Raw genomic sequence first — 23,368 nt, 5'->3', positions numbered from 1 at the left:
GATGTCTTTCCGTACCACCACCGACTACGTCGAGGACGTCTCGCCGGGCGGCGGCAGCCTGCCGCCGCGCGCCTGGTACGCGTCCTCGGACGCGAAGTCCCTGTCGCTGAACGGCAACTGGCGTTTCAGACTGTCCGCGACGGTCGACGCCGAGGACGACTCCTTCGCGGCGCGAGGGTACGACGCCGGTGACTGGGCGGAGGTGTCGGTCCCCGGCCACTGGGTCCTCCAGGGGCACGGCTCCCCCATCTACACCAACCACCTCTATCCCTTCCCGGTCGACCCGCCGCGGGTACCGACCGAGAACCCGACCGGCGACCACCTGCGGTTCTTCGACCTCCCCGAGGACTGGGACCTGGAGGCCGGCGGGGCGGTGCTCCGCTTCGACGGTGTCGAGTCCTGCGCCCGCGTCTGGCTGAACGGCACCGACATCGGCGAGTTCAAGGGCTCGCGGCTGCCGCACGAGTTCGCGGTCGGCCATCTGCTGAAGCCCGCCGGCAATGTGCTGGCCGTCCGCGTCCACCAGTGGTCGGCGGGCTCCTACCTGGAGGACCAGGACCAGTGGTGGCTGCCGGGCATCTTCCGTGACGTGACGCTGCTGCACCGCCCGGCGGGCGCCGTCCTCGACTTCTTCGTGCACGCCTCCTACGACCACGTCACGGGCGAGGGCACCCTGCGCGTCGACTCCGACGTCGACGGGCGGGTGACCGTGCCCGCCCTGGACATCGATGTCGCGACCGGCGAGCCGGTGACGGTGCCGGTCGAGGCGTGGACGGCGGAGACGCCGAAGCTGTACGACGGTGTCCTGGTCACCGAGGGCGAGCGCGTCCCGCTGCGCATCGGCTTCCGCACGGTCGTCCTCCAGGACGGCCTCATCAAGGTCAACGGGAAGCCCATCCTCTTCAAGGGCGTCAACCGTCACGAGTGGCACCCCGAGAAGGGCCGCGCGCTGGACCTGGAGACCATGCGCGAGGACGTGCTGCTGATGAAGCGGCACAACATCAACGCCGTCCGCACCTCCCACTACCCGCCGCACCCGGCCTTCCTCGACCTGTGCGACGAGTACGGGCTGTGGGTGATCGACGAGTGCGACCTGGAGACCCACGGCTTCACCGAGCAGGCCTGGCGGGACAACCCCGTCGACGACGACCGCTGGACCCCGGCCCTGCTCGACCGCGCCGCCCGCATGGTGGAGCGCGACAAGAACCACCCGTCCGTCGTCGTCTGGTCCCTCGGCAACGAGGCGGGCACCGGTCGTGGCCTGACCGCCATGGCCGAGTGGATCCACGGCCGGGACTCCTCGCGGCTGGTGCACTACGAGGGCGACATCGACTGCCGTGACACCGACATGTACTCGCGGATGTACGCGAGCCACGCCGAGGTCGAGTCGATCGGCAAGGAGCTGGACGGCGGTACGCACAAGCGCCGTGAACTGCCCTTCATCCTCTGCGAGTACGGGCACGCCATGGGCAACGGCCCCGGCGGCATCGCCGACTACCAGCGGATCTTCGAGTCCTACGACCGGCTCCAGGGCGGTTTCATCTGGGAGTGGATCGACCACGGCATCGAGGACGAGCGGTACGGCTTCGCGTATGGCGGCGACTTCGGCGAGGAGCTGCACGACGGCAACTTCGTCTGCGACGGGCTGCTCTTCCCCGACCGGCGGCCCTCCCCCGGTCTGGTCGAGTACAAGAAGGTGATCGAGCCGGTCCGTATCGGTGGCGACCTCGCCGACGGGACCGTACGGATCACCAACAAGCACGACTTCGCCGACCTGTCCGGGCTGGTTTTCGAGTGGTCGTACCAGGTGGACGGCGAGACGGTCGAGTCGGGCCCGCTGTCCGTGCCGGTGCTCGCCGCCGGTGAGTCGGCCGACGTGAAGCTGCCTCAGGCGCCCGCGGCGGGGATCGGTGAGACGCAGTGGACGGTAAGGGCGCTGCTCGCCGCCGACACGGCGTGGGGTCCGAAGGGCCATGTGGTGGGTTGGGGCCAGTTCCCCGTCTCCGCCCGGCAGGTGCCGTCGGTCGCCGCGACCGCCGGGCCGGTGAGCGGCGAGGAGCTGATCACCCTGGGCCCGGCCTCTTTCGACGCCCGCACCGGGGCGCTCCGGGCGGTCGGCCCGGTCGAGGTCACCGGGCTGCGTCTCGACGTGTGGCGGGCGACCACCGACAACGACGACGGCGCGGCCTGGCAGACCGACATCCGCCACGCCGAGCTGTGGCGCAAGTTCGGCCTGCACCGCATGCGGCACCGCCTCGACGCGGTGGAGGCCGGTGAGAACGCCCTCACCGTGCGGACGCGGGTGGCGCCGGCCGCCTGGGAGGTGGGACTGTCGACGGTGTACCGGTGGACGTCGGACGGAGATCGTCTACAGCTGACCGTCTCCGTGACGCCGGAAGGCGACTGGACCCAGCTGCCGCTGCCCCGGCTCGGTATCCGTTTCGGGCTGTCCGGCGCGGACACCGACGCGGTGAGCTGGTTCGGCGGCGGTCCCGGCGAGGCGTACCCGGACACCCGGGCGGCGTCGATGGCCGGCCGCTGGCAGTCGACGGTCGACGGTATGCAGACCCCGTATGTCCGTCCGCAGGAGAACGGTGCCCGAGCCGACGTCCGCTGGGCGGAGCTCGGCGGGCTGCGCATCGAGGGCGACCCGGAGTTCTTCTTCAGCGCCCGGCGCTGGACCACCGAGCAACTGGACGCCGCCGCCCACCGCACCGATCTCACCCCGGGCGAGACGGTCTGGGTCCACCTCGACCACGGCCAGCACGGCATCGGCACCGCCTCCTGCGGCCCTGGCCCGCTGCCGCAGTACCACCTGATCGCCGAGCCCGCCGAGTTCTCGTTCGTCTTCTCGGAGACCGACGGACCGACAGGGTCCTGAGACACCGGCAGGGCTCTCAGGGCCACCGCCCGCACCCGCGTACGACCATGCGCCCGTAAAACCAGTGGCGCATGTGACGTACGCGGGTGTGGGCTTGTTCCGTCCCCCGCTGTTTCCCGCTGTTTCCCGCCGCCGAAGGAGACACGTCTGGCCATGAATGTGACCGGTAACATCGAGGTCCGCGGTCTCTCCCGCACCTTCCACACCACCGTCCGCCGCCCCGGCTTCACAGGTGCGCTCAGGTCCCTGGTCAACCCCGAGCGCGTCGCCAAGCACGCCGTCTCCGACATCTCCTTCGACGTCGCCCCGGGCGAGCTCCTCGCCCTGCTCGGCCCGAACGGTGCGGGCAAGTCCACCACCATCAAGATGCTGACCGGCATCCTCACCCCCACCGCCGGCGAGGCGCGGGTCGCGGGCGTGGTGCCGTACGAGGAACGCGAACGCAACGCCCGCAACATCGGGGCGGTGTTCGGGCAGCGCACCCAGCTGTGGTGGGACCTGCCCGTGCGGGAGTCGTTCGCGATCCTGCGGGACATATACGAAGTGCCCAAGAAGGAGCACGCCGCACGGCTCGCGGAGTTCGACGAGCTGCTGGAGCTGTCCTCGTTCTGGGACACCCGGGTGCGTCACCTCTCCCTGGGCCAGCGGGTGCGCTGCGACCTGGCCGCCGCCCTGCTGCACGATCCGCCGGTCGTCTTCCTCGACGAGCCGACCATCGGCATGGACGTGGTGGTCAAGGAACAGGTGCGCGAGTTCCTCCGGTACCAGGTCGCCGAGCGCGGCCGTACCGTGCTGCTGACCACGCACGACATGACCGAGGTGGAGCGGCTCGCCGAGCGGGTCGTACTGGTCAACCACGGGCGGCTGGTGCTGGACGGCACGCTGGACGAGATCCGCAGGAGGTTCGGCTCGACGTGGCAGGTGCGGGTGACGCTCGCGGATCCGCACGCCGAGATCGTGCCGCTGCCCGGTGTGGCGGTGGTGCGGCGCGAGGGTCCGCAGGTGGTGTTCGGCCCCGAGGGCACCGACGGCTCCGCCGCGCCGACGGTGCACCAGGCGCTGAAGCTGGTCGTCGAGCGGTACGAGGTGACGGACATAGCCCTGGACGAGGCCGACCTGGAGGACGTCATGCGGGCCGCCTACGCGCACGCCGAGGCGGTGTGACATGGCGATCCCCGTCGCCTGGCGCGCCGCGCGCGTCACCCCGCTCGGCGAGCTGTACACCCCGCCCCGCGTCACCGCCGCTCTGCTCAGACTGAGCGTCCAGGTGGTGCTGGTGGCGTCCCTGTGGCGCGGCCTGTACGCGCACACCGGTACGACGGCCGGGCTCACCCGCGACCAGGCGGTCACCTACGCCGTGCTGGCCGTGCTCGCCTCCCGCCTGCGGGAGCTGGACCAGTACGCGGCCCGGGACTCGGTCGTGCAGCACCTGCACTACGGCACCATCGTGTACTGGTACATGCGTCCGCTGTCGCCCCACCGCTACTACGCGCTGCGCGCGCTGGGCGAGCAGCTGTACGGCTTCGTGTGGGCCTTCGCCGGATACCTGGTGTGTCTCGCGGTCGGCGTGGTCGAGCCTCCCCGGTCGGCCGCCGTGGCCGGGGTGTTCGCGCTGAGCCTGCTGCTCGGGCAGTGGGTGCTGCACTACGTGATGCTGCTCATCGACCAGTTGTGCTTCTGGACGCTGCGCAACGACGCCGCCATCCTCATCCTCGTCTTCGCGCAGAACCTGCTGTCCGGCGTGTACGCGCCGCTGTGGTTCTTCCCGCACTGGTTCGTGGTGCTGAGCGGCTTCCTGCCGTTCCAGGCCACGCTGAGCGTGCCGCTGTCGCTGTACGTGGGCCGCATCCCGCTGGCGGACGCGGGCGCCCAGCTCGCCGTCCAGGCCGGCTGGGTGGTGGCCCTGCGGTTCCTCACCCGGTTCCTGTGGCGGCGGGCCGGCCGCCGTGTCGTCTCGCAGGGAGGCTGACCGTGAACGCCGTACGGATCGCCTGGCGCATCACGCGTCTCAACTTCCGCGCCCAACTGGAGTACCGCACCGAGTTCCTGATGATGATCGCGATCGGCGCGGTCTGGCAGGTGTCGGTGATCGTCTTCGCGACGGTGCTGCTGACCCGGTTCACCGGCATGGGCGGCTGGGACAGCTCCGACGTCCTCCTCATCCCCGCCACCCGCATGCTGGCACACGGCCTGTTCGTGCTGATCCTAGGCCGGATGCACGGCTTGGGCCGGCACATCCAGGAGGGGAGGATCGACGGATACCTGCTGCGGCCCATGCCGGTCCACCGCCAGATCCAGCTGCAGTTCTTCCCGACGAACGCGATCGGCGACCTGACGGTGGCCACGGGCCTGATGGTGGGCGCCCTGGGCCGCAGCCACCTGGACTGGACGGCCGGCCGGACCACCTACCTGATCCTGGCCGTCCTCGGCGGGATGCTCATGGAGGCGGCCCTGTTCACGGTGGTCGCCGCGGCCTCGCTGCGCTTCCCGGCGGCCGGCTACTGGGGCTTCTGGCTGGAGGAGCTGCTCGGCACCTTCGGCAGCTATCCGCTGAACGTCCTGCCGAGGGCGGTGGGCGGGTTCCTGACGTACGGCCTGCCGCTGGCGTTCGTCGCCTACTTCCCGGCGGCGGTGCTCACGGGCCACGGCCACCAGACCGGGGCCCCGTACTGGCTGGCCGCCGCGTCACCGCTGCTGGGCGCCGTCGCCTACCTGTTGTCCCGGCTGCTGTGGCGGTGGAGCCTCAACCACTACACGGGGGTGAACGGATGACGGACGGCACCTTGCCGCCGCCGTACGCCGACGAAGCCGCCCGGTGGAGCCGGCTGGCCGCCCTGCTGCCCGATCCGGTGGACGTGGACGTGGTGCAGGGCTGCTGGGACATCGGTGAGCAGGAGGACGGGCTCACGGTGCTGGTGGAGAAGATCCACGAACAGGGCTTGGCCGTGGACGAGTCGGCGCGGGCCGAGCTGGCGGTGATGGCCGAGCAGTGGGGGGTGTGGGACCAGCTCGGCCCGGACATCGCCCGGTGCGGACCGGCCGCGGACGCCGCCCGGCTGCGGGTGTTCCCGGACGACGCCGGGGAGCCGCTCCCCGCCGGGTCCGTACTGACGGACCTTCCGGCGCCGGGCCTGTTCCTGGTCCCGTGGATCTGCTGCGCCCGCTGCGGCCGGGTCCTGGCCCGGGGCCACCGGCTGGAGGAGTGGGGAGAGCTGTCGTACCTCCCACTCTGCTACGTCGTGTTCACCCCCGGCGGCACTCCCGCGCCCACGGTGCACGACCACGAGGAGCGCGGCGCCGCCTGGTCGGCCCTCGCGGCCGTGACTGCGGGCTGTCCGGTGCGGCGGCACCAGGACGTCACGCACAAATGTTGAACAGTTTTCTCAACTGGCCTTCAAAAACGGGTCCGTTGACATGAACATGGGCCCCATGCGACCCATGAGACAACTCCTCGGCACCCTCGCGGCGGGCGCGCTCGCCCTGGCCGGGCTCACCGCGTCGGCCGGCACCGCGCAGGCGGAGACCGCTGCCGCCTCCGGCACCTTCAACGTGCTGACCTACAACGTGGCCGGCCTCCCCGAGGGCCTCAGCTCCAGCCATCCGGCGACCAACACGCCCCTGATCTCGCCTCGGCTGGCGCCCTACGACATCGTGAACGTCCAGGAGGACTTCAACTACCACGCGGCCCTGTACGCGGGCGACAACCACCCCTACCGCACCGCGACCAGCGGGGGCGCGGCCTTCGGTGACGGTCTCAACACCCTGTCCCGCTACCCCCTCGACGACTTCGAGCGCGTCAAGTGGAACAGCTGCACGGGCACCAACTGCCTGACCCCGAAGGGCTTCACGCTGGCCCGGGTGCGGCTGGCCGAAGGCGTCTACGTCGACCTGTACAACGCCCACCCCAACGCGGACGACACCGACGACGCCCTCGCCGCCCGCCGTGCCAACATCGCGCAGCTCTCCGCCTTCATCCGGGCCAACTCCGCGGGCAACGCCGTCATCGTCATGGGTGACACCAACACCCGCTACACCCGCACCGGCGACAACATCCGCACACTCGTGGACGACAACGGGCTCACGGACGCGTGGGTGAAGCTGATCAAGGGCGGTACGGCCCCGGCACAGGGCGCGGACCCCCTGCTGTGCCCGACCTCCGCGCCGTCGAACGACTGCGAGGTCGTCGACAAGGTCCTCTACCGGAGCAGCGACCTCGTCTCCCTCTCCGCCACCCGTTACAACGACGAATGGGCGTCCTTCCTGGACTCCTCCGGCGGCAACCTCTCCGACCACTTCCCGCACACCGTCGACTTCTCGTACACCCTCAACTCCAGGCTGCGGGCGAGCGACTTCTTCGGCGGTCCCCACGGCACCGCCTTCAACGACGCCGACGACCTGCCCGCCACTCCCTCACCGCGCACTCTCACCCTGCGCGGCGGCTCCCGTCTCGACGGCGTGTCGCTGACCCACGACGGCGGTACCGCCCTGTCCCACGGCGGTACGGGTGGCACGGCGGCCTCGCTCACCCTCTCCTCCGGCGAGCACCTCACCTCCGTGAAGCTGACGGAGGGTCAGAAGGACGGCCACACCCGGATCTTCTCCGCCGCCTTCACGACCGACAAGGGCCGCACCCTGTCGTCCGGGACGGCGGCAACGGACACCACCACCCTCACCGCCCCGTCCGGCTGGCAGATCGTGGGCTTCACGGGCCGCGCGGGACAGGAGATCGACAAGCTGGGCGTGCTGTACGCACCGATCGGCTGAGGCCCGCACGGAGGGGCCATCCACCAAACCTAGATGCCCTAGGATGCAACCTAGGCATCCAAGGAGGTGGTGGCCCATGGTCCGGGCGGGACTCACCGTCGAGCGACTTGTCGCGGCGGCAGCCGAACTCGCCGACGAGGCCGGTTTCGAGAACGTCACCCTGTCGGCGCTGGCCCGCCGGTTCGGGGTGAAGGACGCGAGTCTGTACTCGCACGTGAAGAACCTGCAGGATCTGCGCACCCGGCTCGCGCTGTACGCGGGCGGCGAGATGGTCGAGCGGATCGCGGCGGCCGTGGCCGGGCGGGCCGGGAAGGACGCGCTGGTCGCCTTCGCGGGGGCGTACCGGGAGTACGCCCTCGAGCGGCCCGGCCGGTACGCGGCCACCCAGATCCGCATCGACCAGGAACTGGTCGCCGACTCCCCCGCCCTGCGCCGCACCGCCGAGGTCACCTACGGCATGCTCCGTGCCTACGACCTCGACGAGCCCGACCTCACCGACGCCGTACGCCTGTTGCGCAGCACGTTCCACGGCTACTGCGTCCTGGAGTCCACCGGCGGCTTCGGCGCCCCCCGTGACGTACAGGCCTCCTGGGAACGGGCCGTCGACGCCCTGCACATCGCCCTCGCGCACTGGCCCCGGGAGACGGACCGAGAGAAGGACCGAGAGAAGGACCGCGATGACTGAGCCGCACTACGACATCGCCGGCAGCGGACCCGTACTGCTCGTCGTCCCCGGCGGGGCCGGGCATCCGATGGGGCTCGGCCCGGTCACCGAGCGGCTGGCCGAGCGGTTCACTGTGGTGACGTACGACCCGCTCGGTCTCGCCCACGGACGGCTCGGCCGCCCGGTCGCGGACCAGCGGGTGGCGGACTGGAGCGAGGGGGCGTACGCCGTGCTGGAGGAGGTGCTCGCGGCGGGCGAGTCCGCGTACGCCCTCGGGATGAGCTCCGGCGCGATCGCGGCCCTCGACCTGCTCGCCCGGCACCCCGGGCGGCTGCGGCACGTCGTCGCGCACGAACCGCCGTGCGTGACGCTGCTGCCGGACGGGGCGGAGCAACGGGCCCGGCTGATCGAGGGGTTGCGGGCGGGACAGACGTCGGCCGAGGGACCCATGGCGGTGTTCCTCGCCCACGTCCTGGAGCCGTTCTCCGCGTACGCGCCGGCCTTCACCGCGTCCCCCGGCCGCCTCACGGTGGCCGCCGGGGCCGGCTCCCGGGGCCAGGTCCTTCACGACACCGCCGCGTCGGTGGCCGAGCGGACCGGCGGGACCTTCACCGAGTTCCCCGGCGGGCACCTCGGCGCACTCGAACATCCCGTGGCGTTCGCCGACCGGGTCACCGGGGCGCTGATCCCGTCCCGCTGAGGGCGCGGTCAGCCCGGTCGGCGCACCAGCGCCTGTACGTCGTCGTACGAGGGTGCCGTGCCGTGCGGTGCCCGGCCGCCGCGGATGTCGGTCATCGCGTCCAGCGCGGCGCCCAGTGCCCGGCGGTAGAGCAGGGAACCGAGGCTGACGCGGCTCACCCCCAGGTCGGCGAGGCGGGCGACGGCGGGCCCGGCCGGCGAGTAGAGGATGTTGAGGGGGACGTCGAGGTGCCGGACCAGCTCGGTGATCCCCCGCGGGTCGGTCAGTCCGGGGACGAACACCCCGTCGGCACCGGCTTGCCGGTAGGCGTCCAGGCGGGACAGCGTGCCCTCCCCGTCGCCCAGCCAGTACGTGTCCGTCCGCGCGTTCACGAAGAGACCGGGGGCGGCCGACTTCACCGCCGCGATCTTCGCCGCGTGCCGGTCGGACGGCCCGTTGCCGTCCTCGAGGTTGATGCCGACGGCGCCCACGGCCCACAGCTCGCGTGCCAGTTCCCCCACCTCGTCGGGGTCGTCGCTGAAGCCGCCCTCCGCGTCCACGGACAGCAGGAACGGCTCGGCGCCGAGGCCCAGGGCGAGCCGCAGGGTCTCCTCGCGGGTCGCGGCGGCACCGTCGGGCAGTCCCGCCGCCGCCGCGACACCGAGACTGGTGGTGCCGATCGCGGGGAAGCCCCGGGCCGCGAGGGCCACCGCCGAGGCGTGGTCCCAGGCGTTCGGCAGAAGCAGGGGTTCGCCCGGGCGGTGGAGTGCGGCGAACGCCGTCACGACAGGTCACCGATGGCGTCGGCGTAGTACGTGGACCCGGCGAGGTGGTGGGCGAGTTCGCGGAAGCTCCAGCCCTCTCCGGGCGAGGCGTCGAGCTGCTCCACGGTCAGTGCGTCCAGGCGGTGCGCCCAGATCCGGGCGAGGCGGGTGAGGCGGCTGCGGGCCTCGTCGAGGTCCTCGGCCGTGAAGGGCGCGAGGTCGGCCGCAGTGGTGATGGCGGAGGCGTGCCAGTGGTCGGGCTGCGGCTCGGCGCCCGCCAGCCGGGACTCCAGTTCGGCCAGGTGGTCGACCAGGTGGTCGGCCACTCGGCGGATCGCCTTGTGCGGGGTGTAGACGCGGTCGTCGACGTGGGCGACGGTCCCGTCCCACGCGGTCCAGGTGGCGGCCAGGGCGAGCACGTGGTCGACCATGGCGGTGACGGACCGCGCGGGGGTGCCGGGTGTCGCGTCGGGTGTCGTGTCGGGTGCGGTGTCGGTCATGCTCCGAACGCTAGGCGCGCGTCTCTTCGGTGCCGGCCGAAGTGTGCGCGCCGACGGGTCCTACTGCGCGCGCTCCCCCGCGCTGCGCTCCACGCAGAACTCGTTCCCCTCGGGATCGACGAGGACCGCCCAGCCGCTGCCGTCCGGCTTGCGGTGGTCGTCGACCAGCTGGGCGCCGAGGGCGAGCAGCCGTTCGACCTCCGCGTCACGGGTGCGGTCCTGCGGCTGGATGTCGAGGTGGACCCGGCTCTTGACGTTCTTGGCGTCCGGCACGGCGACGAAGAGCATCCCCGCACCCTCGATCAGCACCTCCTCGTCACCCGGGTGGTCCTCCTCGTGCAGGGGCAGTTCCAGTACCTGGGACCAGAAGGCGGCGAGCGCGTAGGCGTCGGCGCAGTGGACAGTGATGTGACGGATTCTGGAAGTCATGGGCATGGATTGTCGTGGAGGTCCGTGCAAAAGCTAAACGAATTTGACGACCCGTCGCCCGTCTGACGCCCTGACAGATGCCTGCATCAGCTCGGCCATCCGGCGCATGACCTCCACGGGCAGCGCCGGATTGCGGGCAGCCGTCTCCGCGTTGCCGGTGCCCCGCAGCAACCGGGTCAGGATCCGGACCGGCAGACAGGGGTGGAGGGCGGCCGCCTGCCGTACGTGCTCGTGGGGGTCCTCGAGCAGCCGCGCGGCGGCCACGGCCGGCAGCCGCGGGTCGGTCGCGGCACGGTACCGTACCTCCTCACTGGTGTCCCGGCTCAGTCGCTCCACCAGGTCCGGCGTCGACTCCGGATCGTCCAGGGCCAGCCTCCGCATCGGGCCGGTCCGCTTCCACGGTCACGGTCGGCTCGGCCTCCCAGCGGATGACGCGCCGCCATGCGGCCGGGGGCGGCAGCACCTCCTCGACCACCCGGTCCCCCACGACCTCCAGTCCGGCCCGCTCCAGCAGTTCGACGAACTCGTCTCTCCCACCCATGACGCTCATACTGCCGCAGCCGCCGAAGCGGCTCAGGCTTCCGGCACGACCTCCACCCCGGAGCCGACCCAGCGAACCCGGACCGCGGGCCCCTCGCTCCAGCGGACCGTCAACTCCCCCGTCCGGTCCGCCCGCACACTCACCGTCTCCGCCAGCGGAGCGGGCTCCGCCTCACCGGTGAGACGAGCCAGAGCGACGAAGAGCGTCCGGCCCTCGCCGGTGACACCGGTGAGGGTGTCGTCCAGGCCGACGGCAGGCAGGATCTCGGCCCGGACACCGTCCCTCCCCCACGCTCGGATCTCCTCGCCCGGAGGGACCGCCCATCCGGTCACGCACACCTCGGTCCCGGGCCGCGCCCCCGTGACCATGAAGGCACGCACCTCCACGGCTTCGCGCGCCAGCACCACGCCCGTCACCCGCGCTCCCCCGCCCGCCGTGTGCCGCGACGCGACCCAGCCGTCGCCCACGCCCAGCGGTTCGATGCCGGTGCGGCTCGAGTCGCCGCCGACGGTCACGCTGTTGTCGTACGACGCCGAGGGCCGCGTCACCGTCGAGTACGCGAGCCGCGTGTAGTACGGGTCGTAACGGACGTCCTCGCTGCCGTGGTTGTGCAGGCGCACCAGACCGTCCGAACGCGTCGACTGCAGCAGCCAGTTGGGGGCCGCGACCGGTGTCACCTCGTCCGCGCGCTCCGCCGGACCCGGTTCCTCGGCCGCCGTCCACACCGGGTGCTCGGGCGGCAGGAGCAGGCCCAGGAAGCCCTTGCTCGCCCAGTAGGGGGAGGCGGGGCCGGAATAGCCCTGCAACACCGTCTCGTCGGGGCCGTGCCAGCCGAGGGTCAGCAGGCCCCGCTCGTCGACCGCGCCGCGTTCGAGGAAGTACTTCAGCGCGCCCGAGGCCAGCCGCCGGGTCTCCCCCGGCGTCAGCGGTGTACGTCCGGTCAGCGCGCCCAGCCACAGCGGGGCCGTCGTCGCGAAACGGTAGGTGAGGGAGCGGCCCTGGTGCATCGGGGCACCGTCGGCGCCGAACAGGCGGGCGTAGTCGGCGAGATGGGTCTCGAGCCGGCCGCCGTAGAGGTCGAGCAGGGCGGGGTCGTCGGCGAGAAAGGCGTGCAGCACCGGGTAGAGGTGCATCGCCCAGCCGTTGTAGTAGTCGAACTTGCGGCCGTCGCCGTCGGTGTACCAGCCGTCGCCGACGTACCACTGCTCGATGCGCTCCAGACCGTGGTCGATCGCCTTGCGCGCGGTGTCGGCCTCGTGGCCGATGTCCGCGAGGAAGCCGCCGACCGTGACCGGGAACAGTTCCCAGTTGCACGGCCAGGGTTCGGCGGTGAGCGCGTCGGCGAGCCAGGCCGCCGCCCGCTGCCGTACGGCGTCGTCCAGCCGGTCCCACAGCAGTGGGCGGGTCAGGCGCAGCGCGAGCGCGATCGAGGCGGCCTCGACCAGGGGCTGGCCGCGGTCCTCTATGCGGGGCCAGACGCCCGCGGTGCCCGCGGCGAGTCCTTCGGCATAGCGGCCGAGCGCGTTCTCGTCGCGGCGGAAGGCGGCCAGCAGGAGGGTGCGGGCGTAGCCCTCCAGACCGTCGGAGAGACGGCCGGACCAGCTCTCGCGTTCGCCGGGCAGGTGGTACAGCGCCCGGTCGGCGGTGGCGTACGGCTGCACTGCGGCGAGCAGGGCGTCGGCGGCGGCCTCCCAGTGCGCGCGGCTGTAGCCGGTGCGGGGGCTGAGGGAGCGGTCGTCGGCGGGCAGGTGCATCAGGTTCCTTCCAGGGCCGGGCGCCAAGGGCCGGAGGCCGGGGCCGGGGGCCGGGGGCCGGGGGCCGGGGGTCCGGGCCTGGGACGCCCCGGTTCCGGTCGGGGCGCCCCAGTGTCACTGTTCCACCCGCACCCTGCCCGTGGGGACCAGGTGCTGGGCGAGGAGTTCGTCGCGGACCAGGCCGGCGTAGACCGTGGCGCCGTGCGCGGAGGTGTGCGTGTTGTCCTTCTTCTCGTTGTACAGGTACAGCGCCTTGGAGCCCTCCACGCCCAGCGACTCCACCAGCGCCTTCGTCTTCGCGGTGAGGTCGATCAGCGGGACGTGCTCGGCGGCGGCGACCCGGCGGATCACCTCGGGGTGGTTGACGCCGAGGCCGTTGACCAGGAGGGCGGTGTCGTTGTTCAGGGTGCCGTCGGAGTTGAACCAGCGGCGCACGATCGGGGTGACCAGGACCGGCCGGCCGCCCTTCTCGCGCACGCCCGCCACCAGTGTTTCGAGGTTCGCCCGGTAGGTGGCTTCGTCCGTCGTCTTGTCGTTGTGGGCGAGCTGGATCAGGACCAGGTCGCCGCGGCGGATCAGCGGCTGGACGGTGCCCCACAGTTGCGGGTTCTGCAGATAGGTGACCGTGCTTTCCCCGGAGTCCGCGTGGTTGGCGACGGACAGGCCCTTGCCGAGGTACTGCGGGAGCTGCTGGCCCCAGCCGGAGTACGGGTCGGCGGGCTGGTCGCAGACGGTGGAGTCACCGATGAGGAGGATCTGGCGGGGGTGCCTGGCGGGGGTCACCCTGATGCCGGCGAGCGCGGGTGCCGAGCCACCGAACGCGAGGTCCAGGCCAGGGGTGCCGTCGGCGCCGGTCGGCTCGCCCTCCGGGGTGCGGACGTCGACGGTGAAGGCGCGGGTGGCGCGTTCACCGGCGGCGACGGAGGTCTCGGGCAGCAGGGCGCGCCGGGTCTCGCCGGTGACCGCCGTGCTGGAGGCGGTCGCGCCGCCGAGGACCACCTTCACGTCGTAGGTGCCGGGCGGGACGTCGAAGTGGCAGGCGGTGGCGGTGCAGTGCGCGATGCCGAGGGGCGGCTGCCGGTCGTGGGCGTGGGCGGGCGCGGCCGACAGCAGGGCCGTCAGGGCCGTCGCCGCGAGCGCGGCCGTACGCACACCGGTGAAACGTCTCACTCCTGGCTCCTCCGTCACGGCGACACACCTGGCCGCTGGACCGTACCGCTCCTCGCAAGCGCTTTCTAGATCTCCGGCGATTTTTCCGAGACAGCCGACTGCCTCTCGGTGAAAGCCCTTTCGCGAAATCGATTCAACTGTCACTCTGCCAGACACCCGCACCCCCACACCTCTGAAGGAGGCACCCCCATGTCCGGATCCGTGAACAGACCGGTCGGACGCCGTACCTTCGTGCTCGGCACGGCCGCCGCCGGTTCGGCCGCCCTCGCCGGACCGCTTGCGGCCTCCGCGTCCGCCGCTTCCGCCGCTTCCGCCGCCGGCTTCGGCTACCGCGACGACGGTTCCAGCTACGTCGTCGACACCGGCGCCAACCTGGTCTTCAAGGTCAGCAAGACCAACGGCGACCTCACCTCGCTGGTCTACCGCGGCACGGAGTACCAGGGCTACGGCGGCAAGAACTCCCACATCGAGTCCGGCCTCGGCACGTCCACGGTGACCGTCGAGCAGTCGGGAACGACGATCCTCATCTCGGTCGCGCACGGCACGCTCAAGCACTACTACGCGGCCCGCAGCGGCGAGAACAACATCTACCTGTGGACCAACAAGGCGGACTCCTCGGTCAGCGCCACCCGGTACATCGTGCGCGTCAAGGCCGGCCTGTTCCCCAACGACCAGCCCGACTCGTACACGTACACCACCAGCACCGTCGAAGCCTCGGACGTGTTCGCCAAGTCCGACGGGCAGACCCGCTCGAAGCACTACTCGAAGCTGCGGGTGATGGACTACGACTACATCGGCTGGGCCACCGGCGGCGTCGGCCTGTGGATCGTGCGCAGCAACCACGAGAAGGCCTCCGGCGGCCCGTTCTACCGCTCCCTGCTGCGCCACCAGAGCGCGGACGGAGGCGGCCTGTACGAGATCCTGTACTACGGCGAGAACCAGACGGAGGCCGAGCGCTACGGTCTCCAGGGCCCTTATGTCATCGCCTTCACGGACGGCGGGGCGCCCTCCTCCGCGCTGTTCCCGGGGACATTGACCACCTCCTGGGCGGACTCGCTGGGCATCTCCGGATACGTGCCGGCGAGCCGCCGGGGCCGGGTGGCCGGCGTCGGCATCTCCGGGCGGAACACGGCGTACCCGTACACCGTGGGGCTCGCCAACTCGGCGGCGCAGTACTGGGGGTCGGCGCGGGCGTCGGACGGCCACTTCTCGGTCGGCGGTGTACTGCCGGGTGCATACACGCTGACTGTCTACAAAGGCGAGCTGGCGGTGTACAGCACATCGGTGACCGTGACCGCGGGCACGACGACCACGGTCAACACCCTCACCGTCCCCTCCTCCAACGACCCGGGCAACGCGAGCGCGATCTGGCGGATCGGCGACTGGAACGGCACGCCGAGCGGCTTCAAGAACGCGGACCTGATGACGTACGCGCATCCGTCCGACGTGCGGGCCGCGTCCTGGACCGGCAACGTGGTCATCGGCAGCGGCACGGAGACCTCGGCGTTCCCCTGCTACCTCTGGAAGGACGTCAACAGCGGCATCGTCGTCTACTTCAAGCTGACGGCCGCGCAGGCCGCCGCCGCGCACACCCTGCGCATCGGCGTGACGACCGCCTACGCGAACGGCCGCCCCCAGGTCGTCGTCAACGACGCCTGGACGTCGGCCGTCCCCTCGCCGCCCACCCAGCCCAGCACCCGGTCGCTGACCGTGGGCTCCTATCGGGGCAACAACCACACCTTCACCTACAGCGTCCCGGCGTCCGCCTGGCTGACGGACACCGGCGCGTACAACACGCTGAAGATCCACGTGGTGAGCGGCTCGGGGACGACGTCCTATCTGAGCGCGGGCACCTCGATCGACGCGATCGACCTGCTGGCCTGAGCCGCCGGCGTCATGATCCGCGTGTCCACTGCTGGTTGGTACCGCCGTTGCAGGTGTACGTGATGATCGCGGCGGAGTCGGCGGTGGACGCGCCGGACACGTCCAGGCACTCGCCGGTCGCACGCGACTTGACGTTCACGTAGGAGCCGGAGGTGGTCAGCGACCACTGCTGGCCGGTGGCCGAGCCGCTGCAGTTCTCCTGGGTGACGGCGTTGGCGTTCTCCTGCACGCACAGGGAGCTGTTCCTGACCACGAGCTGGTAGTAGCCGCTGCCCACGGACTTGAACCAGTACTTCTGGTTGGTGCCGCCGTTGCAGCCGTACTGCTTGATCTGGGCGCCCTGCCACAGCGACTGACCGGTCACGTCGGCGCACTTGCCGCTGTGCCGCGCGATCAGCGTGTTGTACGTGGCGCTGGTCCCGCCGACCGTCCCGGCGGCCGTGTCGACGGTGACCTCCGGGTACCAGGACATGGACATCGAGGTGGAGGTCGGGAAGGTCAGCGGCGACCACACGTAGCGGGAGTCGTTGACGGTGCCGCCGAAGGAGTTGCCCCAGCGGTCGCCCATGTAGAGGTACGACGTGCCGGACGTCCCCTGCACGGGAAGAACGTATGCGGTCTGCGATCCGTAGGCCGTCGAATCGCCGACGTCTCTCATCGAGGTCCATGGGCCGGCGAGGGAGGTGGCGGTGGCGTACTGCTGCTGGTTGGGGTTCCAGCCGGTGGCGCCCGAAGTGAGCATGAAGTAGACGCCGTTCCGCCTGAACAGGGCGGGTGCCTCACGGTGGCCACCCGGCCAGGGGTTGGCGACCAGGCTCGCGATGCCGGTGTAGTCGGCGGTCAGCCGGTAGATGTGCAGGTCGTAGTTCTCGTTGGCGGCGGAGACCATGTAGGCCGTGCCGTCCGTGTCGACGAACGTGGTGATGTCCCGGGACATGTACGAGCCGAGCGGGCGGAAGCTGCCCTTGTAGGTGTACGTCCCGTCGACCGTGTCGGAGACGGCGACGGCCGCGCGGGCCTCGCTGTAGTCGGTGCCGTTCTCCTTGTGCATCCACATCACGAACTTGCCGGTCGACGCGTTGTAGACGACCTTCGGCCGCTCGATGTAGGCGGTGCCCAGCTCCGGGGCACTGGACCGGGTCAGGACGTGGTTCCTGAACTCCCAGTTCTTCAGGTCGGTGGAGCGGTAGGCGTCGACGTACTTGAAGGTGTTGTCGGAGTTGCGGTCCTCGCCGAACCAGTAGTAGTACGAGCCGACCTTGATGACTCCGCCGCCGTGGGCGTGCACCGCGTTGCCCGAAGTGTCCGCGAACTGCGTGCCGTTGGTGATCGTCTCGGCCGCGGCCTGTGCGGGCCCGGCGGTCGCCAGTGCCGCGGCGAGGGCGCAGCACAGGGCCAGGAGGATCGCGTACGCGCGTCTCATCTCAGGAGCCCTCCTTCACGGTGTCGGCGACGGGGACGCCGAAGTCCGGGGTGCCGTCCGGCTTCCAGCCGAGCTTCTGGATCCGGGTGTGGCGGTTGGGGTCGTTCAGCGGGTCGCCGGTGATCTCCTTGTACTGGCGGGCGTGGTAGACGAGGACGTCGGTGCGCCCGTCCTCGGCGACCGTGAAGCAGTTGTGGCCCGGGCCGTACTGCTTGGTGGTGTCGTTGCTGGTGAAGACCGGGGTCGGCGACTTGGACCAGCTCGCCGGGTCCATCAGGTCGCTGTCGGCGTCGGCGGTGAGCATGCCGACGCAGTAGTGGTAGTCGGTGGCGCTGGCGGAGTAGGTGAGGAACAGGCGGCCGTTGCGCTTCAGGACGTACGGGCCCTCGTTGACCTTGTAACCGACGCACTCCCAGTCGTACTCCGGGGTGGAGAGCCGGATCTGGGGGCCGGTGAGGGTCCAGGGGTCGGACATCTCCGACAGCCACAGCGCGGTGTTGTTGTCCATACCGGGCTCGTGCTGGGCCCAGGCGAGGTAGCGGCTGCCGCGGTGGGTGAAGGTGGTGGCGTCCAGGGAGAAGGTCTCCCAGGCCGTCTTGATCTGGCCCTTCTCCACCCAGGTTCCCTTGAACGGGTCGCGGTGCGCGTTCTCCAGGACCCAGATGCGGATGGCCCACACGTCCTCGGCGGGCGCGGAGGCGAAGTAGATGTACCACTTGCCGTCGATGCGGTGCAGTTCCGGCGCCCAGATGTGCGCGCCCATCGGGCCGGTGGTGTGTGCCCGCCAGATCACCGACTCGGCGGCGGTGGAGAGGTCGTTCAGGGTGCGCGAGCGGCGCAGGACGATGCGGTCGTACTCGGGCACGGTGGCCGTGAAGTAGTAGGAGCCGTCGGTGTGACGGGTGACGTGCGGGTCGGCGCGCCGGGGCACAAGGGGGTTGACGTACGGGGCCGCCTTCCGGTGGGCGGCAACGGCGGGCGCGCCGGACGCGGCGGCCAGGAAGGCGCCGGCCGCGGCGCCCTTCAGCACCACCCTGCGGCTGGGAACTCGGGGCAGGTCGTGATCGCGGCTCATGCGGACTGCCTCTCGGTGGGGGACGGGGCACGGTTCGAGATGGCGAACACCAGTTGTCATTACGAACGCCGAAAAGGTAAGGGTGAGTTACCGGGAGGTCAACGGGTCTGACGGGACCGGGGGTAAGCGATTTCTGCGAGAGGTCCCGGAGCTTCTGCGAGCTGTCGCGCAGCCGCTCGAGTGGTCCCGCAGCGAATTTCTGTTATCGGCCCCCGGCTACGGACGTCTCCGCACTGTGCACAGCCATCTCCACACCACAGCAGCGATCACCGGCGCCCTGGCGGCCGTCGTCCTCATGGTCGGCGCTCCCCCGGCCGCGGCCGGCCCCCGGGACGCCACCGCCGATGTCCTCGCGGGCCGGGACGTCACACTCAGCGGCGACACCGTGGTCACCGTGCCCGCCGGAACCACGACGTACGGCGGTGTCTTCCGCGGCGAGGGCACCCTCACCGTGCGCGGCAGCGGAACACTGGTCCTCACGAAGGACAGCGACTTCACCCTGCCCAGGTCCCGGCAGCGGCAGGTCGTGCGCACACAGGGCGGCAACCACCCGTACGTCACCGTCGCCCACCCCGACCCGCCGGCGATCACGGTCGAGCGCGGGGCGACCCTGCAGTACGGCGACGGCGGCACGACCGGACTGATCGGCCACTTCCCCTACAACACCCCGGCGTTCCGCCTCAACCAGGACAACATCCGGGTCGACGGCCGCCTGCGGCTGTCCCTCAGGAGCGCCTACAACCTGGGGACCATCAGCGGCTCCGGCCTGATCACCCAGCCGAGGTTCCTCTGGGGCACCTGGGACCTCTCCGGCACCCATCCCTTCTCCGGGGTGATCGACAACGGCACGCAGCTGAACGCCGGACGACCGGAGTACGCGACCTCGCTGCCGAACGTGCGCAAGGTCCTCAACCAGGGCACCTGGACCGTGGACACCCCGCTGGGCCAGACCGTCACCATGGGGATGGACTTCTACCAGCGCGAATACGGCAGCGACATCAACGTGCAGTCACGGCCGGGCAGCAAGGTCGTCCTCACCGGCCAGTACAGCTGGTCGGACCAGGGCGGCGACACCAACCCCTCGCTGAGCGACCCGGCCCTGAACTGGACGCCCGCACGGAAGAACGTCAACAAGCGCGGCACCAACATCAAGGGCGCAAACGTCCAGTGGGGTGACGGCACCACGAACAAGATCTTCATGCCGGGCACCGCCGAGACCGTCTACATCAATCTGCTGGCGGCCCGGTCCCGTTCCCTGCTGACGTTCGACTACAACGGGCCCGTGACGCTGGGCGCTCCCATCGGCGGCGGCAAGTTCCACGACACGCTGGCCGCCCCCGGCGCCGGCGACATCGTCGTCAAGGGCACGAAGGGCAACGACGTCACCTTCGCCGCCGTCCAGTACTACAACGGCTCGACGACCGTGGAGAAGAACGCCGTGCTGCGGCTGGGCAGCGGCAAGTCCGGTGGCGACGGTGGACTGTACACAAAAGGCGACCTCTACAAGATCGTCGACAATGGTTCACTCGTACTGAACAACAGGAGCAGGGCTCTGGCGCTGTCCCGGATCAGTGGCAGCGGCTCCCTCACCCAGTCCGGTGCCGCGACGACCACGCTCACGGGCCGCGCGGTGACGTACACGGGCCCCACGACCGTCACCAGAGGCACGCTGGCCCTGCGCTCCGGAGCGACCCTCACGCACAGCAGGGCCGTCAAGCTTGCCTCGGGCGCACGGCTGGACCCGGGCGCCCCGGGGCTGCGGGTGGCGACCGCGCTCACCGGCAAGGGCACGGTGAAGGGTTCGGTGACCAACGACGGACTGGTGGCCGGCGGACTGACGGTGACCGGGGACTACACCCAGCACGCGAAGGCCGAACTGGTCGTCCGGGGCAGGCCTTTGAAGGTGGCGGGCAGGCTACGCCTGGCCGGGGCCCTCGACATGGCGGCCGCCGGGACCGCCCCCGCCCGGGAGATCACCCTGATCGACAACACGGGTCGCGCCAGGACCACCGGCACCTTCGACGGGCTGGGTGAAGGGGACCGGCTGAAACTCGCCGACACCGTCTACCGGATCAGCTACCGGGGCGGTGACGGCAACGACGTCGTCCTGACGGCCGCCTCCCCCGGTTCCGCTCCCTCGGTTCGTGTCGAGGCGGCGGGGTCCACCAGCGGCCCGGCCACGGCCGACACCCGCAACACGAGCGCCACGGCCGAGGGTTTCGGCTGGTGGCCGTACGTCCTCGCGCTCGGCCTGCTGGGCGGCCTGGTGTTCCCGGCGGGTCGGCGCATCCGGCGCAGGGGCGGACGCGGCGGCGGACGGCACGCGGCTCACTGAGGCCCGGCGCCGGGCTGTGCGGGCTGCTCCGCCGGCTCCCGGCGGCCGCGCAGCCACACGTACACCGGGATGCCCGCGAAGAGAAACAGCACGCCCTGGTAGACGGCGGCGTAACCGGCGCCCGCGATCAGCCAGAAGGAGAAGGCGAAGGACAGGGCCGCGACGATCAGGTCACGGGTGAGGCCGGCGGGGCGGACCCGGTCGCGGGTACCGCGGGCCAGCCAGTACAACTGGGCCGCCGCCGACAGCAGGTACGGGACGCAGCCGGTGAAGGTCGTGATGAGAACGAGGACGCGGAAGGTGGTGTCCGGGCCCGCCGTGTAGTTGAGGGCGATCAGGAGCGTGCCGAGGACCGCACAGGCCCACACGCCGAAACCGGGTACCCCGCCCCTGCCGATCCTGGCGAAGGGGGCGGGGAAGAGTCCGTCGCGGGCGGCGGCGTACGGCATCTGCGCCGCCATCAGGATCCAGCCGTTGAGGCAGCCGGTGATGGAGGCGACCGCCACCAGGGCGATCGCGGTGCCGCCCCAGTGGCCGCCCGTGATCGCGTTCACGGCGTCGGCGAACGGCGCCCCCGAGTTCACGAGCCGGTCGTGCGGGACCAGGCCGAAGACGGCGACCGTGCCGAGGAGGTAGACGAGGGCGGAGCCGAGGGTACCGAGGACGCTCGCGCGGCCGACCGTGCGCTCCGGGTCGTCGACCTCGCCCGCGCTGACCGCCGCCGACTCCACACCGAGGAAGCTGTAGAGCAGCAACGCGGCGGAGGCGGCGACGGCGCCGGGGACGCTGTCACCGGAGGCGTTGAACGGGCCGAAGTTGTCGGTGTCGACGAAGAACAGGCCGACGGTGGCGACCAGCAACAGGGGTACGAACTTCAGGACGGTGGATACGATCTGCACCGCGCCGACCCAGCGGGTCCCGGCGAAGTTCGCCGCCGCCGGAAGCCAGAGCGCGGCGAGGGCGACGAGACCCTCCGCCAGGTGGTTGCCGTGCAGGGGTACGAGGACGTCGACGTAGCCGACCACGGCGACCGCGAGGGCGGCGATGCTGACCCAGCACATCGTCCAGTACGACCACGCCGACAGGAAGCCCGCGAACGGGCCGAAGGCGTCGCGCGGATACACGTACAGCCCACCGGTGACCGGGCTGCGCCGGGCCAGCCTGCCGAAGAGCAGCGCGAGGAGCACGGCGGCGACGGACAGGACGAGGAAGGCGAGCAGGCTGACCGTGCCGTACGGGGCGACGGTCGCGGGCAGCGCGAAGATGCCGCCGCCGATGATGTTGCCCATGACGAGGGCGGTGGCGGCGGTCAGGCCGAAGGCGCGGCGGCTCGGAGCAGGGGAGAGCTCCGGCCGGGTGGTCCCGGTGGGACTGGGGGAGGTCATGGCGGTTCCGGGGTGGCAGGTGCGGGGAGGTGCGTGATCGTAACCCGGCATCCCACATGGTGGGCGATCTGTTCACGTACTGGACACACTCGGCTGTCCGGGTCCTCGTGGACTAGCGTCGGGGCATGACCAGCGACACCCCTCCCCCGCTCACCGAGGCCCTCGCCGCCGGCACCGTCGTACTCGACGGCGGCATGTCCAACCAGCTCGAGTCCGCCGGGCACGACCTGAGCGACGAACTGTGGTCGGCACGGCTGCTCGCCGAACGGCCCGAGGCGATCACCGAGGCGCACCTCGCCTACTTCGAGGCGGGCGCGAACGTGGCGATCACCTCGAGCTACCAGGCGACCTTCGAGGGCTTCGCGAAGCGCGGGATCGGCCGGGAGGAGGCGGCCCGGCTGCTCACGCTGAGCGTGGAGCTGGCCCGGGAGGCGGCCCGGCAGGCCCACGCCGAGGGGGTCGCGGGCCCGCTGTGGGTGGCGGCTTCCGTCGGCCCGTACGGGGCGATGCTCGCGGACGGCTCCGAGTACCGGGGCCGGTACGGACTGAGCGTGGCCGAGCTGGAGCGCTTCCACCGGCCCCGCCTGGAGGTGCTGGCGGCGGCCGGGCCCGATGTACTGGCCCTGGAGACGGTGCCGGACGCGGACGAGGCGGCGGCGCTGCTGCGGGCGGTGCGTGGATTGGATACGCCCGCCTGGCTTTCGTACACCGTCGACGGTGGTCGGACCCGCGCCGGACAGTCCCTGGAGGAGGCGTTCGCCCTGGCCGCGGACGCGGACGAGGTGATCGCGGTCGGCGTCAACTGCTGCGCGCCCGAGGATGTGGAGCACGCGATCGAGACCGCCGTCCGGGTGACCGGCAAGCCGGTGGTGGTGTATCCCAACAGCGGCGAGGCCTGGGACGCCGGGGCGCGGGCGTGGAACGGCCGTGCAAGCTTCACCGCCGAGCAGGTCGAGGCCTGGCGCAGGGCGGGCGCTCGGCTGATCGGCGGCTGCTGCCGGGTGGGTCCGCGGGCGATCACGTCGATAGCACAGGCGGTGGGCGCGGCCTGACCGGGGCCGTGCCGATCCGCCCCGCGCCCCTTTGGGCTTCGGCCCCCCGCGGTGGAACCGGTTGCCGG

At 71.2% G+C, this 23,368-nt stretch carries 21 protein-coding genes; 11 read left to right on the top strand and 10 right to left on the bottom strand.

Annotated elements, in window-relative coordinates; all coding sequences use genetic code 11:
* Position 1 precedes the first annotated feature (1 nt).
* The 8 genes from ACFYZQ_RS15115 to ACFYZQ_RS15080 all read left to right on the top strand — a co-directional run bounded on the left by ACFYZQ_RS15115 (position 2) and on the right by ACFYZQ_RS15080 (position 9,009).
* Positions 2 to 2,881: a glycoside hydrolase family 2 TIM barrel-domain containing protein gene (locus tag ACFYZQ_RS15115; RefSeq protein ID WP_389146728.1), complete on the top strand. Its 2,880-nt coding sequence runs from the start codon at positions 2 to 4 to the stop codon at positions 2,879 to 2,881.
* A 159-nt stretch (positions 2,882 to 3,040) separates the two neighbouring features.
* Complete coding sequence (locus ACFYZQ_RS15110; RefSeq protein ID WP_389147377.1) at positions 3,041 to 4,045, top strand: ATP-binding cassette domain-containing protein; 1,005 nt, start codon at positions 3,041 to 3,043, stop codon at positions 4,043 to 4,045.
* Between the two features lies 1 nt (position 4,046).
* The gene (locus ACFYZQ_RS15105) at positions 4,047 to 4,850 is read left to right on the top strand and encodes an ABC transporter permease (RefSeq protein ID WP_389146725.1); all 804 of its coding nucleotides are present in this window, start codon (positions 4,047 to 4,049) and stop codon (positions 4,848 to 4,850) included.
* A gap of 2 nt (positions 4,851 to 4,852) precedes the next feature.
* The gene (locus ACFYZQ_RS15100; RefSeq protein WP_389146722.1) at positions 4,853 to 5,653 is read left to right on the top strand and encodes an ABC transporter permease; all 801 of its coding nucleotides are present in this window, start codon (positions 4,853 to 4,855) and stop codon (positions 5,651 to 5,653) included.
* Positions 5,650 to 6,255, top strand: coding sequence for a hypothetical protein (locus tag ACFYZQ_RS15095; RefSeq protein ID WP_389146719.1), 606 nt, complete (start codon positions 5,650 to 5,652; stop codon positions 6,253 to 6,255). Before ACFYZQ_RS15100 ends, ACFYZQ_RS15095 begins: the two co-directional genes overlap by 4 nt.
* Before the next feature lie 64 nt (positions 6,256 to 6,319).
* On the top strand, positions 6,320 to 7,645 hold the full coding sequence (locus tag ACFYZQ_RS15090) for a jacalin-like lectin (RefSeq protein ID WP_389147374.1): 1,326 nt from the start codon (positions 6,320 to 6,322) through the stop codon (positions 7,643 to 7,645).
* A gap of 76 nt (positions 7,646 to 7,721) precedes the next feature.
* Positions 7,722 to 8,330, top strand: a complete 609-nt coding sequence (locus ACFYZQ_RS15085; protein ID WP_389146716.1) for a TetR/AcrR family transcriptional regulator — start codon at positions 7,722 to 7,724, stop codon at positions 8,328 to 8,330.
* Complete coding sequence (locus tag ACFYZQ_RS15080) at positions 8,323 to 9,009, top strand: alpha/beta fold hydrolase (protein ID WP_389146713.1); 687 nt, start codon at positions 8,323 to 8,325, stop codon at positions 9,007 to 9,009. The genes ACFYZQ_RS15085 and ACFYZQ_RS15080 overlap by 8 nt, the downstream gene beginning before the upstream one ends.
* 8 nt (positions 9,010 to 9,017) lie before the next feature.
* On the opposite strand, the gene ACFYZQ_RS15075 is transcribed toward ACFYZQ_RS15080, so the two are convergent.
* The 7 genes from ACFYZQ_RS15075 to ACFYZQ_RS15045 form a co-directional block, all read right to left on the bottom strand.
* Complete coding sequence (locus ACFYZQ_RS15075; protein WP_389146710.1) at positions 9,018 to 9,773, bottom strand: isocitrate lyase/phosphoenolpyruvate mutase family protein; 756 nt, start codon at positions 9,771 to 9,773, stop codon at positions 9,018 to 9,020.
* Positions 9,770 to 10,252, bottom strand: coding sequence for a hypothetical protein (locus tag ACFYZQ_RS15070; RefSeq protein ID WP_389146707.1), 483 nt, complete (start codon positions 10,250 to 10,252; stop codon positions 9,770 to 9,772). The genes ACFYZQ_RS15075 and ACFYZQ_RS15070 overlap by 4 nt, the downstream gene beginning before the upstream one ends.
* A 60-nt stretch (positions 10,253 to 10,312) precedes the next feature.
* Complete coding sequence (locus ACFYZQ_RS15065; protein WP_389146704.1) at positions 10,313 to 10,681, bottom strand: VOC family protein; 369 nt, start codon at positions 10,679 to 10,681, stop codon at positions 10,313 to 10,315.
* 33 nt (positions 10,682 to 10,714) lie between these two features.
* Complete coding sequence (locus ACFYZQ_RS15060; protein ID WP_389146701.1) at positions 10,715 to 11,062, bottom strand: hypothetical protein; 348 nt, start codon at positions 11,060 to 11,062, stop codon at positions 10,715 to 10,717.
* Positions 10,989 to 11,222, bottom strand: coding sequence for a hypothetical protein (locus ACFYZQ_RS15055; RefSeq protein WP_389146699.1), 234 nt, complete (start codon positions 11,220 to 11,222; stop codon positions 10,989 to 10,991). Before ACFYZQ_RS15055 ends, ACFYZQ_RS15060 begins: the two co-directional genes overlap by 74 nt.
* A 32-nt stretch (positions 11,223 to 11,254) precedes the next feature.
* Complete coding sequence (locus ACFYZQ_RS15050) at positions 11,255 to 12,976, bottom strand: DUF2264 domain-containing protein (RefSeq protein WP_389146696.1); 1,722 nt, start codon at positions 12,974 to 12,976, stop codon at positions 11,255 to 11,257.
* A gap of 114 nt (positions 12,977 to 13,090) precedes the next feature.
* Positions 13,091 to 14,146, bottom strand: a complete 1,056-nt coding sequence (locus ACFYZQ_RS15045; protein ID WP_389146693.1) for a rhamnogalacturonan acetylesterase — start codon at positions 14,144 to 14,146, stop codon at positions 13,091 to 13,093.
* 189 nt (positions 14,147 to 14,335) lie between these two features.
* Here ACFYZQ_RS15045 and ACFYZQ_RS15040 point away from each other — a divergent pair, with 189 nt between their 5' ends.
* Complete coding sequence (locus ACFYZQ_RS15040) at positions 14,336 to 16,030, top strand: rhamnogalacturonan lyase B N-terminal domain-containing protein (protein ID WP_389146690.1); 1,695 nt, start codon at positions 14,336 to 14,338, stop codon at positions 16,028 to 16,030.
* A gap of 10 nt (positions 16,031 to 16,040) precedes the next feature.
* On the opposite strand, the gene ACFYZQ_RS15035 is transcribed toward ACFYZQ_RS15040, so the two are convergent.
* Positions 16,041 to 17,453 carry an RICIN domain-containing protein gene (locus ACFYZQ_RS15035; protein WP_389146687.1) on the bottom strand — a complete coding sequence of 471 codons (1,413 nt, stop codon included), beginning with the start codon at positions 17,451 to 17,453 and terminating at the stop codon, positions 16,041 to 16,043.
* Between the two features lies 1 nt (position 17,454).
* Positions 17,455 to 18,528, bottom strand: a complete 1,074-nt coding sequence (locus ACFYZQ_RS15030) for a family 43 glycosylhydrolase (protein WP_389146684.1) — start codon at positions 18,526 to 18,528, stop codon at positions 17,455 to 17,457.
* Positions 18,529 to 18,823: 295 nt separating this feature from the next.
* On the opposite strand from ACFYZQ_RS15030, the gene ACFYZQ_RS15025 reads away from it, so the two are divergent.
* Positions 18,824 to 20,863 carry an autotransporter-associated beta strand repeat-containing protein gene (locus tag ACFYZQ_RS15025; protein WP_389147372.1) on the top strand — a complete coding sequence of 680 codons (2,040 nt, stop codon included), beginning with the start codon at positions 18,824 to 18,826 and terminating at the stop codon, positions 20,861 to 20,863.
* On the opposite strand, the gene ACFYZQ_RS15020 is transcribed toward ACFYZQ_RS15025, so the two are convergent.
* A complete protein-coding gene (locus tag ACFYZQ_RS15020; RefSeq protein WP_389146681.1) occupies positions 20,857 to 22,248 on the bottom strand; it encodes an APC family permease in 1,392 nt (463 codons plus the stop codon). The two genes, ACFYZQ_RS15025 and ACFYZQ_RS15020, sit on opposite strands and share 7 nt — an antisense overlap.
* Positions 22,249 to 22,373: 125 nt before the next feature.
* Between ACFYZQ_RS15020 and mmuM the strand changes: the two genes are divergently transcribed.
* Positions 22,374 to 23,300 carry a homocysteine S-methyltransferase gene (gene mmuM, locus ACFYZQ_RS15015; protein ID WP_389146678.1) on the top strand — a complete coding sequence of 309 codons (927 nt, stop codon included), beginning with the start codon at positions 22,374 to 22,376 and terminating at the stop codon, positions 23,298 to 23,300.
* Positions 23,301 to 23,368: the final 68 nt, after the last annotated feature.

This window comes from Streptomyces sp. NPDC001843 (assembly GCF_042891955.1).
Taxonomy (GTDB): domain Bacteria; phylum Actinomycetota; class Actinomycetes; order Streptomycetales; family Streptomycetaceae; genus Streptomyces.
Note: the sequence above shows the minus strand (reverse complement) of the source record. Positions and strands in the feature narration are given on the sequence as shown.